Annotated in this window: 16 protein-coding genes and 1 pseudogene; 10 read left to right on the top strand and 7 right to left on the bottom strand. The window is 28.1% G+C overall.

Annotated features, from left to right (window positions below; all coding sequences use genetic code 11):
* Positions 1-35: 35 nt before the first annotated feature.
* The 7 genes and pseudogenes from CDLVIII_RS32760 to CDLVIII_RS32165 form a co-directional block, all read right to left on the bottom strand.
* On the bottom strand, positions 36-146 hold the full coding sequence (locus CDLVIII_RS32760) for a hypothetical protein (RefSeq protein WP_347462527.1): 111 nt from the start codon (positions 144-146) through the stop codon (positions 36-38).
* 45 nt (positions 147-191) lie between these two features.
* Positions 192-1,055: pseudogene (locus CDLVIII_RS32755) on the bottom strand (IS66 family transposase); the annotation flags it as partial.
* 226 nt (positions 1,056-1,281) lie between these two features.
* Positions 1,282-1,683: a hypothetical protein gene (locus CDLVIII_RS32750; RefSeq protein ID WP_035301843.1), complete on the bottom strand. Its 402-nt coding sequence runs from the start codon at positions 1,681-1,683 to the stop codon at positions 1,282-1,284.
* A gap of 105 nt (positions 1,684-1,788) precedes the next feature.
* On the bottom strand, positions 1,789-2,148 hold the full coding sequence (gene tnpB / locus CDLVIII_RS18630; RefSeq protein ID WP_009171021.1) for an IS66 family insertion sequence element accessory protein TnpB: 360 nt from the start codon (positions 2,146-2,148) through the stop codon (positions 1,789-1,791).
* Between the two features lie 214 nt (positions 2,149-2,362).
* A complete protein-coding gene (locus tag CDLVIII_RS32610; RefSeq protein WP_278245859.1) occupies positions 2,363-2,494 on the bottom strand; it encodes a hypothetical protein in 132 nt (43 codons plus the stop codon).
* Between the two features lie 229 nt (positions 2,495-2,723).
* Positions 2,724-3,398, bottom strand: coding sequence for an IS4 family transposase (locus CDLVIII_RS32170; RefSeq protein ID WP_242835757.1), 675 nt, complete (start codon positions 3,396-3,398; stop codon positions 2,724-2,726).
* 170 nt (positions 3,399-3,568) lie between these two features.
* Positions 3,569-3,859, bottom strand: coding sequence for a DUF4372 domain-containing protein (locus CDLVIII_RS32165; protein WP_242835756.1), 291 nt, complete (start codon positions 3,857-3,859; stop codon positions 3,569-3,571).
* Between the two features lie 492 nt (positions 3,860-4,351).
* Between CDLVIII_RS32165 and CDLVIII_RS18620 the strand changes: the two genes are divergently transcribed.
* The 10 genes from CDLVIII_RS18620 (at position 4,352) to CDLVIII_RS18580 (ending at position 16,133) form a co-directional block, all read left to right on the top strand.
* Positions 4,352-5,152, top strand: a complete 801-nt coding sequence (locus CDLVIII_RS18620; RefSeq protein WP_009171020.1) for an Rpn family recombination-promoting nuclease/putative transposase — start codon at positions 4,352-4,354, stop codon at positions 5,150-5,152.
* Positions 5,153-5,638: 486 nt separating this feature from the next.
* Complete coding sequence (locus CDLVIII_RS31445; RefSeq protein ID WP_009171019.1) at positions 5,639-5,794, top strand: hypothetical protein; 156 nt, start codon at positions 5,639-5,641, stop codon at positions 5,792-5,794.
* 20 nt (positions 5,795-5,814) lie between these two features.
* Positions 5,815-7,020: an HRDC domain-containing protein gene (locus tag CDLVIII_RS29385; protein WP_009171018.1), complete on the top strand. Its 1,206-nt coding sequence runs from the start codon at positions 5,815-5,817 to the stop codon at positions 7,018-7,020.
* A 97-nt stretch (positions 7,021-7,117) separates the two neighbouring features.
* Positions 7,118-7,774, top strand: a complete 657-nt coding sequence (locus CDLVIII_RS18610) for a leucine-rich repeat domain-containing protein (RefSeq protein ID WP_009171017.1) — start codon at positions 7,118-7,120, stop codon at positions 7,772-7,774.
* Between the two features lie 999 nt (positions 7,775-8,773).
* The gene (locus CDLVIII_RS18605; RefSeq protein WP_009171014.1) at positions 8,774-9,019 is read left to right on the top strand and encodes a hypothetical protein; all 246 of its coding nucleotides are present in this window, start codon (positions 8,774-8,776) and stop codon (positions 9,017-9,019) included.
* A complete protein-coding gene (locus CDLVIII_RS18600) occupies positions 9,019-9,408 on the top strand; it encodes a retropepsin-like aspartic protease (protein WP_009171013.1) in 390 nt (129 codons plus the stop codon). Before CDLVIII_RS18605 ends, CDLVIII_RS18600 begins: the two co-directional genes overlap by 1 nt.
* A gap of 328 nt (positions 9,409-9,736) precedes the next feature.
* Positions 9,737-11,128: a Wadjet anti-phage system protein JetA family protein gene (locus tag CDLVIII_RS18595; RefSeq protein ID WP_009171012.1), complete on the top strand. Its 1,392-nt coding sequence runs from the start codon at positions 9,737-9,739 to the stop codon at positions 11,126-11,128.
* 2 nt (positions 11,129-11,130) lie between these two features.
* The gene (locus CDLVIII_RS18590) at positions 11,131-11,736 is read left to right on the top strand and encodes a DUF4194 domain-containing protein (RefSeq protein ID WP_009171011.1); all 606 of its coding nucleotides are present in this window, start codon (positions 11,131-11,133) and stop codon (positions 11,734-11,736) included.
* Positions 11,711-14,965, top strand: coding sequence for an SbcC/MukB-like Walker B domain-containing protein (locus CDLVIII_RS18585; protein ID WP_009171010.1), 3,255 nt, complete (start codon positions 11,711-11,713; stop codon positions 14,963-14,965). The genes CDLVIII_RS18590 and CDLVIII_RS18585 overlap by 26 nt, the downstream gene beginning before the upstream one ends.
* Positions 14,952-16,133, top strand: coding sequence for a Wadjet anti-phage system protein JetD domain-containing protein (locus CDLVIII_RS18580; RefSeq protein ID WP_009171009.1), 1,182 nt, complete (start codon positions 14,952-14,954; stop codon positions 16,131-16,133). Before CDLVIII_RS18585 ends, CDLVIII_RS18580 begins: the two co-directional genes overlap by 14 nt.
* The last annotated feature ends 99 nt before the right edge of the window (positions 16,134-16,232 follow it).

Here is a 16,232-nt window from a genome sequence, read left to right as displayed (position 1 = left end):
AATAAAGCCGCCATTCATGGCGGCTTAAAAAATATCTATTTTGTTTTTTTACACTCAATTGGAAGTTTTTCTGACCACGGAAGAAGGTCCTCAAGGAAATCTAGATTAGTATCTTCCATATGTTTTGGAATTTCTGTAAGAAGCAATTCAAAATAATTATAAGGTTTCAAATTATTTGCTTTGGCTGTTTCTGCAATGCTATAAATAATAGCACTAGTCTTAGCACCATCAACAGTGTCAATAAGATGCCAATTACGTTTTCCGATGCAGAAGCCTCGAATACTTCCTTCAGCTGCGTTATTGTCGGCTGGAACATTTCCAGCTTCAAGAAATACTTTAAGATACTTTTCCTGATTGAGACAATAAGTAAAGCATTTTCCGGTTTCGGATTTTGGAAGAACAGTATTCTGATGTTCTTTTACCCATGTGAAGAAAGCCTCAACCAGAGGTTTTACAGTCAATTGCCTTTGCTTTTGACGCTCCTCTGATGAGAGCTCACCTAATAAGCCTTCTACTTTATAAATAGCGACTATTTGTTTCAATGCATCATTTGCAAGAGTTCCTTTGCCATTTTCTTTACCAAGAGCCTTTACAACATTTGCAAAACGTCGCCTAGCGTGACTCCAGCATCCTGCAATTCTAAGATCTTCAAATTCTTTCTCTAAACTATGATAAACCTGATATCCATCTGTAACGACTATTCCAGAATAATTTTTTAAGAATTCACGCGGATGACTGGAATTACGTGTCTTCTGATATTCATAAAGTACAATCGCAGAGCCTTCATGCATTTTACCTGTACGATAAACTCACATGTAACTTTTGGCACCAGCAGACCGCCCATCTTTGCTTACGCAAACGGGAGTTTCATCAGCTTGCAATACCTTGCATTTGTATAGCTCTTTATGAAGTCGATCATAAATTAGCGAAAGATATCTTTCTCCACACCGAATTACCCAATTAGCCATTACCTGTCTTCTAATAACTACATCATTTCTTAAAAATTCCTGCTCAAGACGATATAATGGGATTGCATTTACATATTTGCTGTTCATAATAGCAGCTCCAAATGAAGGTGTAAGAATGCTACATCTTAATAGATCAGCTGGGCGATGGCCGCGGATAATAGTTTCATTATCATTTCCAGCATAAACTGCAACATGATGTTCCTCCACTTCAAATTTGGCTGGGTGAAAAGCAAGTCTTTTATAAACTTCATCCGGAAGGCGTTTCCATTTATCACCTAGACGTTTATTAAGCTCCTCATCAGATAATTCATGATTAATCACTACAATCGGAATATCCTTCAAATCTTCCTCGCGTTGACCTTTCATTCTTTTGCGTTTGTATGGTTTTGTATGGTTTTGGGCAGACTTCCTCCATATAAGGTTCTACAACATACTTATTAACAATAGTTGCTTCTGCTTCATCGAAACACAATTCCAATTTTAACTGACCATCATAAACTATCTTTTCTGAAGAACGACCAAATTGCTTATTTTTTGAAATACGTAGTTGTTCTAAAATCAAGTTCATATTTTGATTTACTTGTTCTAGTTGAACTTTTTGTTCAGCACAAGTCAAAGAAAGATTTTCTACAAGTTTTTGCATAGTTATAAAAATGGAAATCATATCTTCCTTATTAAGTTTTTCTAATTCGGCTTCTGTATATATCTTATCCATATGGACACAATACCATATAAAAAAGCTATATGCAATAGAAAAAATACAATTTATAAAAACTGTGGAAAAGCATTGCAAATAAAGCCTTTATTGTGGATAAATTAACTATAAAATTCTTGCAGGAGCGATAGATTTAATAGCTTTCTTTTGATCAATAGAAAGACCTTCCATCAACCATTTATATTGCTGCGGTGAAATAGCTTTTACTTCAGCTTCATTACGCGGCCATTGAAACTTTCCAGTTTCAAGCCGCTTATATAAAAGAAGAAATCCATCTCCTTCCCACAAAAGTCCTTTTATACGATCTGTCTTCCTTCCACAAAATAAAAATAGAATTCCAGTAGTAAATGGATCGATTTTGAACTCTCGTTGTACCATGATGGCAAAGCCGTCGATGCCTCTTCTCAAATCGCTGTAGCCGCAGGCAATGTAGATTTTTTCAAAATCAGATGCATTATTTAACATTCGACATCACCTTAAAAACCATAGAAAGTAAATCTTCCGAAACAGTGTTAGAAATTTCTAGCACGTTATTTCCGACGTGTATAATAATGTCAGACTTAAAGGAAGGAGTAGTTATTGAAGATTCAATAGGTACTGGGAGTTGAACAAAATTTGTTTGTTTCTGAGATTCGGTTTTTTTTAGTGTCTCGAATACTTGTCCTCTAACACTGCGCTGCTAATAGTAAAATTGTTTTTCATTAATATTGTTTTCATTACACCAACATCTAACACCCTTTCCGCTACTACGGCATTCGATTATAATAGATGTCCAATGCATTAATCGCATTTTATGAGTTGTTTTATCCATTGGTACCTCCAAAAAACTAGTTTAGTTACTTTGAAAAACTTGTAGTTTTCTAAAGCTTTGATTAATTATCTCAAAAATTTAAAATTGGCACGAGGTACTTATGGCCTACCATTTACTTCTAAAAATTATGTAATATGCCATGTGGAATATATATCCAGTAAAATTAAATATAAAAACAGAATTTTTTGTGGATATTTTTTCTTATTAATGCTATATTTTCATTTTCAAATTAGGAACTATTGAAAATATGAGGCCAACTAAATTGATCAGCATCGTAAATCTCGAAGAGATTAGCTTTTATAGCTCTTTTAATTTCAATTAATGTAGTTTTCGTTTCAATCAATGGTTCTATAAGTTTAAATATAGCGAAGGTCATAATCCCAGTGATTATCTGTATCATCACTGCATTTAATGATCGTCCTACAAAAGTTTTAAATTTTAGGTTTTGTTTTATCCACTTGAAAAAAAGTTCTATTTCCCAACGTTTTTTGTACAGAAATGCAATTTCTTCACTAAGAAGATCATCAATATTAGTTATAAATGTAAGCTCTTTACCTGTTTTATCTACAATTTTTATAAGTCGGTATTCTTGTTTTGTTTGATAAGTATATTTAGATCCAAGCTTTACTATTTTGTCACAGATTATTTTAGTTCCTACATCTAAAAGGCGTTCATAACTATGACTTATTTTTAAGTCCTTGATTTCCGTAACTACCGCATTATGTTTTAATCTAGTTACAAAATATTTTTCGTCTTTAGTGTATTGATCAAACTTTTCATAATCTAAATAACCCTTATCAAATACATAGATACAATGTTTACTATCAATTAAGGAATCCATAGCAGTTTTATCATGTTCGACAGCATTTGTAACAACAAATGCATCAGGAATACCTTTATTCAAATCAAATCTTGTATGAATCTTTACTCCGGCTTTGGTAGATCTAAATAATGCTCATTGGTAAAGATTTAAGCTCATACTTATGGTAGTAGAATCTATTAGTTTAATTGAACCAAAGCGCTTTAAGGACTCATTCACGGAACCCATACTTAAAACTTTATTAATGAGTTCGTTTAAAACTGGTAAAACACTTCATAATTTCTTTTATTATTATGGTATGATAAAGTACTCAAGCTAACGCTTGCTACGGTTTCTTTTAATTTGTTAGACATAGATATACCAAAGCTTAAATCTCTTAAACTATCTTTTTGAGAGATATGATGGTAAATCATCAATTTTAGATGATCTTTAGTGAAAAATTTTGAAACTTTATTATCAGTATTTAACTTAAATGCTGTATGTTTTAAAGTATCCCAATTAATAAAGCCTATAATTTTATCGAATAATTTGATATAATCAACCACGTAGTCAGTAAACTCCTTTAGGTTTATTGTTTTTGTGGTAATTACATTAAATCAAAGGTTACTGGCTATTTTCATGTATAAATTTATGGTTACATATGAAATTGTAACCATGTACAATTTGTCAATGGAAATTTTAATCAATGTTTAAACAGTAGTGAGAGTGTTAATATAATTGTTTATATTATTATGTATAATATGATTAAAGTGAGACATAAGTTTCCTCCTATTCCTGTGCATTTTTATTATAAGTAATTTGGTGTATTATGTCTATATTTGAATAATTTTATTGGTTAGTCGATTAAAGAATCTTAGAAGATAATAGATAGAACTATGAATTGAATAAGTCTGTAATATTTATCATGGAATTTTTTAAAAGGCATAATAACAATAATTTTTTGAGAGCTATAGAACTATTGAAAACCGTTGTTTAATCAGCTATAATGTTGTTAATAATCAGAACAAAAGATGAAAAAGTAAGGTAAGGATACTAAGATGAATAAAACTTTAAGGGAATTAAATCTTGAAGATGATTTTTTATTTGCGAAAGTTATGAGCGATAAAGAAATTTGTAGGGAGTTATTAGAAAAGATTTTAGAAATTGAAATAGAAAAAGTAGAAATGGTTGAAGAGCAGAAAACAATAGATTTATTGCTTGAAAGTAAAGGAATCAGGCTTGATGTTTATGTTAAAGATGAAAATAGCACAATCTACAATGTTGAAATGCAAAGAGGAAAGCATAAAAATTTACCTAAAAGATTAAGATATTATCAAGGAAGTATAGACTTAGATTTAATAAGTAAAGGTGAAGATTATAGAAAACTTGCAAAAAGCTATATTATATTTATCTGCACATTTGATTTGTTTAATAAAGGTCGTCACAAGTATACTTTTCAAAGTGTATGCTTAGAAGATAATGAAATAATATTAAATGATGAAGCGCAGAAAATAGTGTTAAACACCAGAGGAATTATGAATGATTTAAGTGAAGAGCTGCTAGAATTCCTTGCTTATGTAGAAGATTCAACAGATGATACAGTGCACGGTGCTAAAGGGAATCTTGTGAAAACCATACATAAAAGGGTGCAAGAAGTTAAAAATGATATTTCAGTGGAGGTGGAATTTATGACTTTATTGGAAAGAGATAGAGAGAAGATTGAGGAAGGTCGAGAAGAAGGTAAGGAAGAAAAAGCTTTAGAAATAGCGAAAGAAATGTTAAAAGATAACGAACCAATAGAGAAAATAATTAAATATTCAAAACTTAGCAGGGAAGAAATATTAAAAATTAAGATTTGAAAATTTTAATTTTACTGCTAAAATTCACAAAAAGCTATCCGCAAAAAGGTAGTTTTTTTGTATATAAAAAAGAATAATTGTAATGTGCCAAAAACGTTTTATGTCGATATATACCTGTGAATTAAAGAGGTAACAACCTTGAATATATGACAATCATAAGTCCAGATAGTGTTCTAGCCAAGTATTTAAATATCAGGGAGGAAATAGAGAAGAAAAGAATCTTAAGAATAAATTAGCTCAAGCTCTTAACCTTTAATTTTAAGATTATAATTAGAAATACAGTTCAATAAATCTAACTTAGAAAAATTTCTAGCGTTAGATTTATTTTTTACGACAAAAATTCAAAGTGGATAATTACAAAAAAATGGGAAAATAAGGATGAATATGTTATAATTTTCTATAATAATCACATTATCATAAAATTTAAGAAGATTAAAATAAGTTGGAGTATTAAATAAAATTATTGAAAGCAGGGTTTGGTGTAATATGGGATTTATTTCGAATTTATTAAATATGGAAAACGCGCAATTTAAAACTATAACAAAACCAACGGCAATTAAAGAATTTAGCACAGAAAATGATAACATAAAAGCTTTAGGTGACTTATTATCAAAGTTAAAAAATGATGAAAAAAAGAATTAGTTAATAAAGAAATAAGAGCAATGAAAAGAGGACTACAAGGAGAAAAAGCAGTTGAATTTGAATTGAAAAATTGTATGTTACCTTTTCTATATTTGCACGATGTTAGAATAGAATATGAAGGGTTAACTTCTCAAATTGATTATTTGCTTATAACAAAGAAATATATATGTGTTATTGAAACAAAACAGCTTTTAGGAGATGTAAATATAAATGAAGATGGAGATTTTATAAGAGTTTATAAAAATAAGAATGGGTATGAAAATAAAGAGTGCATGCCAAGTCCCATTGAACAAAATAAAAAGCATTCTAATTTAATTAAGAGAATTCTTAAAGAAGTTTTTGAATGTGATAATGTACCAGTGAAATCTCTTGTTATAATGGCTAATCCAAAAGCAATAATAAGAAAAAAATATGCACCAGAAGAAATACAAAATCAAATAATAAGAGCTGAAAAATTAGGAAACTATATTGAGACTTTAGATAATGAATTGAAGAAAACAGTTTTTAAAGAAGAAGCAGCCTTTAAAATAGCAAATTACTTTAAGGAAAAACATACACCGATAAATATAGATTATAAAGCAAAGTTTAGAATAGTAGAACAAGATTTTTCAGAAGAAATCAGTATAGTTCTAAAAGAAGTAATTGATAAAGAAAAAGAAATAAGTCATGATGATTTAAATGATATAGATAAAAAGAGAGAAGAGAAAATGGCTGTAGTTACTGAGCTAAGTGAAAGTGATGAAGAACTTGCAGAAAAATTAAAACTTTATAGAAATGAAAAAGCCAAAGAAGAAGGTTATAGTGGGTTAAAATATCATTTTGTTTTTTCAAGTAGCATAATTAATGATCTTGCAGAAAAGAAACCGCAAACAATTGAACAATTATTTGAAATTAAAGGACTAGGTGAAGTAAAGATAAATAAGTATGGCAATGATATTTTAAAGCTTATACAAGAGCATGCTTTAAATAGAAATAATAAGAAGGCGATAAATCATGATGAATTTAATATTGACCGTGAGAACCAAATAAGAACACAATTAAAAAAATTCAGAACAGAAACATCTAGGAGTGAGAATATAAAACCATTTATGGTTTTTAAAGATGAGCAAATTGAGGAATTAATTAAGGCTAAGCCTAAAACAAAAGATCAGCTATTAGAAGTAAAAGGGTTTGGTGAAATTAAAGTTGAGAAATATGGAGAAGGAATCCTTAATATAATAGATTAAATGCCTATTTTATTATTATGTCGAATATTATTGGTAATTATGTTAAAATATAATAAAATGTTAATTTAAAATGAAGGGGTAAAAAGTGGGGGAGAATATGAAAAAGTTAAAATTAACAAAAGTAATAGCTAGTGTATTAGTAGTAGCTTCAGTATTATTATTAAATCCAATAGGTGCAAGTGCAGAATGGAAACAAGATTATAATGGCTGGTGGTATTCAGAAGGCGATTCATGGGCTAAAGGTTGGAGATATATTTCTGGAAACTGGTATTATTTTGGTACTTTTGGATATATGGAAAAGAATCAAGATGTAGATGGCTGGTATTTAGATGATAATGGAGTTGGGATAGAATGTATTAAAGCTGGGGATTTTGATATCCTTAAGTCAACTAGCGGAATTGTAAAATTTAATAGAAAAGTCCCTTGGGGTCCAGGAAAAACTGGTATTCCATTAGTTATACCAGGAAAAATAGGAGATATTGAGATAAAAAGCATAGGAAATAGAGGATTTTATAATTGTGGGTTTTTAACAGATGTAACAATTCCAGACAGTGTAACTAGTATTGGAGTTAGTGCATTTGAAAGGTGTGTTAGTTTGAAAAGGATAATAATTCCAGATAGTGTGGAAAGTATAGGACGTGATGCATTTGATGAGTGCGATGAGGCTGTGTTTTACGTTAATAGTGAAAAAACAAAACAATATTTAATCAAGTATGGTATATCCCCAAGTAAAATTATATTAAATACTAAATGATGTTCATTAAATAGGTATATAAAAAACTACGTTATTTACGTAGTTTTTTTGATTGTGCCTAACACGGACTATTTTTGAATCTCTAGAATTTCATTAAAATCAACAAGCTATTTTTTAAAGTATATATTATTTAAAATCATTTTTATTACTATTTTTATTACTATTCTTTTTTTGAGCAGTTTTACTCTTACCCATATTATCATTGCTATGTTCGGAATTACCCATTAATATCACCACCTTCTTTACTTTTTATTATTTGTAGAAAAAGTTTATGTTATTCATTCATTTTAAGTTTAGGTAAGTATTACAAAAAATGCCTTAAATAATTAGCAATTTGGTTATTAATGCGTCTAATGTTGTAGCTGCTATATCTAAGCACATACCAATACACGTTTCTAAAGAGGCTTTTATAAAGACACATATAAAGTATTAAAGAACTTCTTAGAAAATAGAAATAAAATAACCTAGTATATTATTGTGAGATAGAATATACTAGGTTATTTTTACTTGTAATAGGAACTTATGTACGTATATTGTTTGTAAGATTGGAAATGATTAAAACCGAAGTTGAGCATTTTTATATTATGATGAAAATAAAATATAATATACTATTATATTGAAGGTGAATAATGGGGCTAAGAACTTGGTTTAAATCTAAATTGAGATTAATAAGAAAGGATGTTGAAGATAGTACCTTACAAGCTCTTAGAAAAGAAATTGTTGTCAGCATAGATTGACCCTCCTTAGGTTTGGTGTTGCAACTTAAACCTAACATATTTGAGGCATCTATGCTATTTTTTTATAAAATTTTATCAAAGTAATTTATGGATTCATATCCATAGAAACATTTCTCAAATTGATGCACAAGTCAAGTTTATGATATAATCGAGATAAGAAAATGAGTTATAAAAAGTTATATAGAATAGCCAGTATTAAAAGGTGAATTGTTGAAATAAATTATATGCTAAATTATATGTTTGATAAAAGGAGTGAGTATTTATGAAATGGGATGAAGTTAGAAAAACATATCCTAATACTTTTGTGAAGATCCAAATATTAGATTCGCATTTAGAAGGAAATAATAAAATTATAGATGATATGGCAATTATTAAAGCTATAGATGATAATAAAAGTGCAACAAAAGAACTTATGAATTGCAGTGAAGGTACAGTAGTGTACCATACAGCTAATGAAAATATAATTATTGAAGTGAAGAATATTAGAGCTTATAGAGGTAGAATATAATGAAGTTAGAATATAAAGATGGACTCTTATTTGCAAATATAGAAATTAAGTATAAGGAGAAATCAAAGATAATTGATAATGTAGTTATTGATACAGGAGCTTCTGGTTCTATTATATCACCTGACTGTGTAGATGATATTGGCATATATGCAGAAATGAATGATAGAATAATGGAGTATTATGGTGTTGGTGGAAGCACCCACAGTGCTTTTGTTAAAAACATTGATGAGATAAAAGTTGATAGTATAGGAATTAGTAATATAGATATAGATTTTGGAGTAATAGATCAAAGTGGAGAAATAAATGGATTAATAGGTTTAGATGTTCTTATTAAGCTTGGAGCTGTAATAAATTTAGAAAAATTAACAATAGAAATACAAGTCTGTTAGATTAGGCACATGAAAAATTTAGAGAATCTCAGCTTTTTTAGATAATTATAAATAAATCTAATTTTCAAATTAAATATAAATCAACGAAAGGTGTACAAATTTTTGTATGCCTTATTTTTATACAGAGTATAGATTTAAATGGAGATTAGCTTTTATCAAACGTTAAGAGTATAGTAAGTCAAGAGTTTCGAGTTGATTAAGAAAATATATAGTATAAGCTGAGATTTTCATATATTTAGAAAGTCTCAGCTTTAATTATATTACTGAATATAATCCTAATAAGAAATATGGTAATATATAAGTAAAATAGATAATTTAAGGAGGAATAATGAAGGAAATTAATATATTTGAAATAGTTCCAGAGAATTTTTTTGTTCCACTTTCCAGTCAAGGAAAGACTCTATATATTAAAATTATTTCTTTAATATATAAATTGGTTCAAAACGGTTTGTCTTATGGTATTGATAAAGACATATTAGTTGATGAAATTGAAGAATATTTGGGATTAATTAACTATGATATTGAAAATGAAGAAGATGAACAGTTAAATAATAATAGAGAAAAAGCAAATTATTTGATTAGAAAGCTAATTAATTATGGATGGATTTATCCAGAACAGACTAATGACTATAAACAAATTATAAATTTTCATGATTATGCAATTGTTATTTTAGAAGCTTTCTTAAAAATAGTAAGTAAAGAATCCTTAGAATATCAAGGAAATATAATAAGTATTTATTCTATGCTGTATTCAAATGAAAAGGCAGGAGTTGTTATTAAGCAGGTTTTTGAAAATACTAAAGGAATTATAAGTGGATTGAAAAACTTGAATTCAAATATAAAAAAGTATATGGACAGATTAACTAAACAAAAAACACCTGAGGAGATTATGCAAGAGTTCTTTGGAAACTATACTAAAGAAGTAATTGACAAAGCATATCATAGATTAAAAACTTCAGAAAATGTCTCAAAGTATAGGCCTCAAATTATTGAAAAGCTTAATGAAAGTTTAATTAGTAGTGAATTTTTAAGTGAAGCTGGAGAGTTTTACAGAGGAGATGAAGAATTGGGCTCATTAGATGAGGGAATAGAAAAAGTTAAGGATATAGTTCATAACATAATAAATGCATTTAATGAATTAGACGATATTATGCATGATATTGATAGTAAGAATGCTAAATACATAAGAGCAGCTGTAACTAGGGCTAAATTTTTACTTAACAATTCTAAAGATATGACAGGTATCGTAAAAGGAATTTTGGAGTACATAAGTAATGAATATAAAGAACTTGAATTAGGTTTATCATCAGACTATCTGGAGGAAGTTACAGACTTATTCACTTTGTATTCTTATGGTTATATAGATGAAACATCTCTATATATTGCAAATGAAGGAAAAAAATCCTTTAAGCCAGGTAAGATTTTAAGCGATACACTATCAAAGGAAGAACGTCAAAGAAAGATTGATGAATTTAAGAAAAAGCAGGAAAAACAGTATTCTCCTAAGAAGGTAAATGAAATAGTTGATGAACTTTTAGGAGATAAAAAGATGGTTCTTGCAAGTGAAATTGAGATAAATAGTGTAGATGATTTTATTAAGATAATTTATATAAGGTTATATGGTAATCATGTTTTAGCTAAATATTCTATTAACAGAAAAGATATTATTGCTTCGAATAATGGATTTACTTTTAAAAACTTTGAGATATGGAGGAAGTAACTTTGATATATGATTCACTGTCCATTAAAGAGAAAGATGAATTTAAAAAGGTTTGTAATAAACTATTAAGTTATTGTTTAATTTGCAAGCAAAAGGAAGATACAAAAAAGGATTATTATTTTGCAGAAGGTCATAAAGATGCAATTAATGAATATTTTGAACCACTAGGATTTGAACTTGAAATTAATAAATCTATAAAAGCGGCTCAGCTTATTAATAAATTTGGAAATAATAAGATTTCATTAAAACTTATTGATAGTATTACTCTTTTAATACTAAGGATTTTATATCAGGAAAAAATGCAGGAATTATCCTTATCTCAAGTTGTGATTGTGGAAATAGAAGAAATACAAAGCAGGTTTATGGCTCTTGGATTTAAAGATAGGTTAATGGATAAAACATTACTTAAGCAGGCAATAAGAACTTTAAGGAAATTTAATATCATCGAAACATTGGATAGAGATATTACTTTGAGTGATGCGAGAATCATAGTTTATCCAACAATTCAAATGATAGTAAGAAGCGAAAATTTAACTAGTATCTATGAAAAATTAGAAACTTATAAAAGAAAGGGGGTAAAAGATGATGAAGAGGTTAACGGGGATTAGGCTAGTTAATTGGCATGCATTTAAGGATGAAACAATTGAAATTAAAAACTCAACTCTTTTATCAGGAGAAAATGGAGCAGGAAAGTCTACAATTTTAGATGCTATTCAATTTGTCTTAACTTGTTCTAAAAATAATTTTAATAAGGCAGCTAATGAAAATTCCAAAAGAAGTTTATCTGGATATGTAAGATTTAAAACAGGAAGAGAAGACAATGAATTTGAAAGAAACGGAGATATTTCAGCTCACGTAGCCTTGGAATTTTATGAGGAAAGTAAGAAAAATTATTTTATAATTGGGGCCGTAATTGATTCAGCTTCTGAAACTTCAGAAAAGGTTCTTTGGTATAGAGCAGAAAAATGCAGATTTGAAGATGTAACTTTCATAGTTAATAATGAACCTACTGATATATCTAATTTTAGAACATATGGAAAAGAAGTAAATATGCCATTTTCATCAACAAGGATAGTAGATGCTAAAAAAGATTTTTCTCACAGACTTGGACGGTTAAATGAAAAATTTTTCGAATTGCTTCCAAAGGCTTTAGCATTCAAACCAATTTCTAATGTTAAAGAGTTTGTATATACTTACATACTAGAAGAGAAATCAGTTAATATTGATGAACTTAGAGAAAATATACGAACTTTTAAAGAATTTGAAGACGTCTTAAATGAAGTGAAAGTAAAAATTAAAAAGCTTGAAGAAATAAAGGCTAAGTATTCCTTATATGAAAGTATTTCAAGGACAATAAGTCTGCATGAATACATAGTATTAAAAGCAGAAGAAGAGCTTTTAAAAGAAGAAATTGAACAAAAAATAAAAGAAATTACTGCTTTGAATGTTAATATTGAAGCTTTAAATAATAAGAATAATATTATTTATGATGAAATAAATGACAAAACAAAGATTGCTAATAACATCCGAGCTGATTTATATTCGAATTCTGAATACAAGGCATTAGAGACTATGAAGAATTCTTTAGAACAAGCTGAAAAAGATTATAGACATGAAAAAGAAAATAAAGATCGATTTTTAAAACAATTTAGTGAACAAAAATCTTATATTAAAGAATTAAGCAGACTTCTATTGGATACGGATACTATAGGTGACTTTTACAATAAAATGATTTCACTAGATGAAAATAATATAGAAGAATATAAAACAACATCAATAAATACTGAAAATGTAATTGATAAAACTAAACAGAATAAGGAAAAGTATAGAGCTGAAAAAGAATATGAATTAAAACAGAAAGAAGATAATAGAAAGGATATAGAGAAACAAATTTCTGAACTTGAAAAGAGAAATCTTCAATATCCCAGGGAAGTTATGCTTTTAAAAGAGGAGATCATAAAGGAAACAAGAAAATTAGGAAGAGAAATTGTTCCAAAAATATTGTGCGAATTATTGGAAGTTATAGATCCAGTTTGGAAAAATGCTGTTGAAGGGTATTTAAATACTCAGAGATTTTATCTTATTGTAGATGAAGAAGATTTTGACTCAGTACTTAAAATTTATGAGAGATTAAGTAAAGCACAAGGGCTACATTCAGTTGGAATAATAAACACCAGAGGTCTTGAAAAGTATGATAAGCCTCTTGAAAATTCCTTAGCAGAGGTAGTAGTGTCTAAAAGCCTTGATGCCAAAAGATATATTAATATGATACTCGGAAATGTAATTAGATGCACTCATGTTTCAGAATTGAAAGAACATAAAACATCCATAACTCCTACATGTATGATGTATAAAAATAATGTTGCAAGAGCTATAAATCCAAAGACATACAAAACTCCTTACATAGGTGAAGATGCTTATAAATATCAACTAGAGCAGGCAAAAGATAATCTTAGCATATTATTATCTGAAATTAATGTTTTAAAAGAAGATATTAATATAGTTACAAATATAATTAAAACAATTAATAAGCTTAGGCTTGAAAACTTAAGGGAAAAGTGTGATGTTTTAAAAAGAATAGTAGATATAAGTAATAAGGTTTCAATACTTAAGGAAGAGATTCTTGAATTAGAAAAGAATAACAGCTATATGGCCCTTCAAATAAAACTTAATGAAGTTCAAGAGGAAATTAAAAGTTTGAATTTAAGTAAGAAGAAGATAGAAAATGAGTTGATAAATAAAAAAGGAAACTTATCTTCAATTAATAATATTATTGATGACAAAAGAAGAATTCTTTCTATAAAAAAAGTGCAGGTAGAGGAAAATAAAAGTAAAATTGGCTCTTTAGCCAAAGAGGCAGAGGAGAGATTTATTAAAGAAACTGAAAGTAAATCTTTTGAAGTCATTAAAAATAATTTTAATGTGAGTAAGGAAGGAAATAAAACTAAATTATCAAAAACTGAAGAAGATTTAAAAAATCTTCAGGGATCATATAATATTACTTATGATTTCGGAGCAGAGGTTGGGATAAATGGTATTAATACTTTCTTAGATGAACTTGATAATCTTGTGAAAAGTAAAGTTATCGAATACGAAGAGCAAGTTAAAACTTCAAGGAAAAATGCAGAAGAAGAGTTTAAGGAACACTTTTTATCTAAAATTCAAGAAAATATTAATACTGCGAAATCCGAATTTAAGGGATTAAATAAGGGCCTTAAAGATGTCAAATTTGGAAATGAAGAATACGAGTTTAAAATTGGGAAAAGCAAGGAAAATAAAGAATATTATGATATGATAATGGATAATGAAAATATAGGTGAGGGTTTCACTTTGTTTAGTACATCTTATGAAAATAAACATAAGGAACTCCTAAATGAATTATTTGATAAGTTAACTTTTGATAATGAGAGTAATGAAGCAGAACTTATTAAATTAACTGATTATAGAAATTATATGAGCTATGATATAGAGATTAAATATAATGATAATACTACATCATTATTTTCTAAAGTATGCAGGGAGAAGAGTGGAGGAGAAACTCAAACTCCATTTTATGTTGCAATGGCAGCATCATTTCTACAGCTTTACAAAGGGGTATCTTCATCTTCAGAATCTATAGGAATTATATTATTTGATGAAGCCTTTGATAAAATGGATGATGCGAGAATTATGTCTATGATGGAATTTTATGATAAATTTAATTCTCAGCTGCAATTATTAATAGGAGCACCACCACAAAAAATTGAGCCTATAACTCCTTATGTAAATACAGTGCTTCTTGCAATAAAAGCAGATAAATTCAGTATTATAGAGGATATGATAAATGAAAAATTATAAAAAATTACTATTAGATAAGTTAATTGATTCTTATGAAAATAGCGTCATTTATAAGGGGGATGCGTTAAGAGATACACAGATATATTTTAAATTTAACTTGAAAAGTATAAAGGAATATTTTGATGAACTAAATTACAAATATAAGGAAGAAATTGATGTAGCTTGTAATCAGCTAGAAATTGAAAAACTTATAAAAGTATATAAAGGAAAAGGATACAAAAGCCATATTATAGAAAAGATTCAATTAAATCTTGAAAACATAGAAGCTGCATATTTATTTTTAAATAGGAAAGAAAAAAAGCAAAAAGAAGATGAAGTCTCATTATTATTGGAAAGTTATAAAGAAAGGGAAGATGTTCTCGGAAACTTTGCAAAATATATTACAGATAAACTTAAAAGTAATGGATCTGTAAAGAAATATTTAGATATTGAAAATTCATCAGAATGTAAAGATATATTGAAAGGTATAGATGAAGTGCTAAAACAAAAGGAAGAAATTTTTAGAAGGAATTTTTCAGTTAAAGTTTATGGAGATTCCAAAAGGTATGAAGCTATAGAGGGCAAAATAATTAAGATTATAAAAGACTTTTCTAGTGATGAATTTCTTAATGATTATAACATTTTGAAGAATTATACTTATGTTTATTTTAAGGGAAATATGAGTTTAAAACTTAAAGAAAGTTACATAAACGCAAATGATTTTCTTGGAGGTATAGCTATAAGCTCAAAAGATATAGAAAACATTAAAGAGATTAAAGTTTTAGGAAATAAGCTAGTGACAATTGAAAATTTAACATCATTTAATAATTATAATGGAGATGGAGGCGTAATCTATTTAGGTGGGTATCATAATAGTGTTAGACAAAACTTATTAATTAAAATTTATTCTGAAAATCCTTACATAAATTATTATCATTCTGGTGATATTGATGCTGGGGGCTTTAAAATTTTAGTTCATTTAATAAAAAAGACAAAAATACCATTTAAAACTCTAAATATGGATAGTAAAACCCTGCTTAAAAACATTGATTACGCCAAACCACTAACAGTTAATGATGTAAGTGAGATTACTAGATTATTAGAAAATAAGGAATATAAAGAGTATAGTGATGTCTTATTAAGGATGATAAAACTTGATAGAAAATTAGAACAAGAAATAATTTTTTAATTATAGGTTTATGATTTCTCATGTTAGAAAAAACATGGTTAAAATGTATTTATCGAAAAGAAGTGAAATATATGAACTGCCAAAATCTGATGATACATT

This window comes from Clostridium sp. DL-VIII (assembly GCF_000230835.1).
Taxonomy (GTDB): domain Bacteria; phylum Bacillota; class Clostridia; order Clostridiales; family Clostridiaceae; genus Clostridium.
The sequence above is the reverse complement of the archived record's forward strand: the minus strand, read 5'-3'. Positions and strand labels throughout refer to the sequence as shown.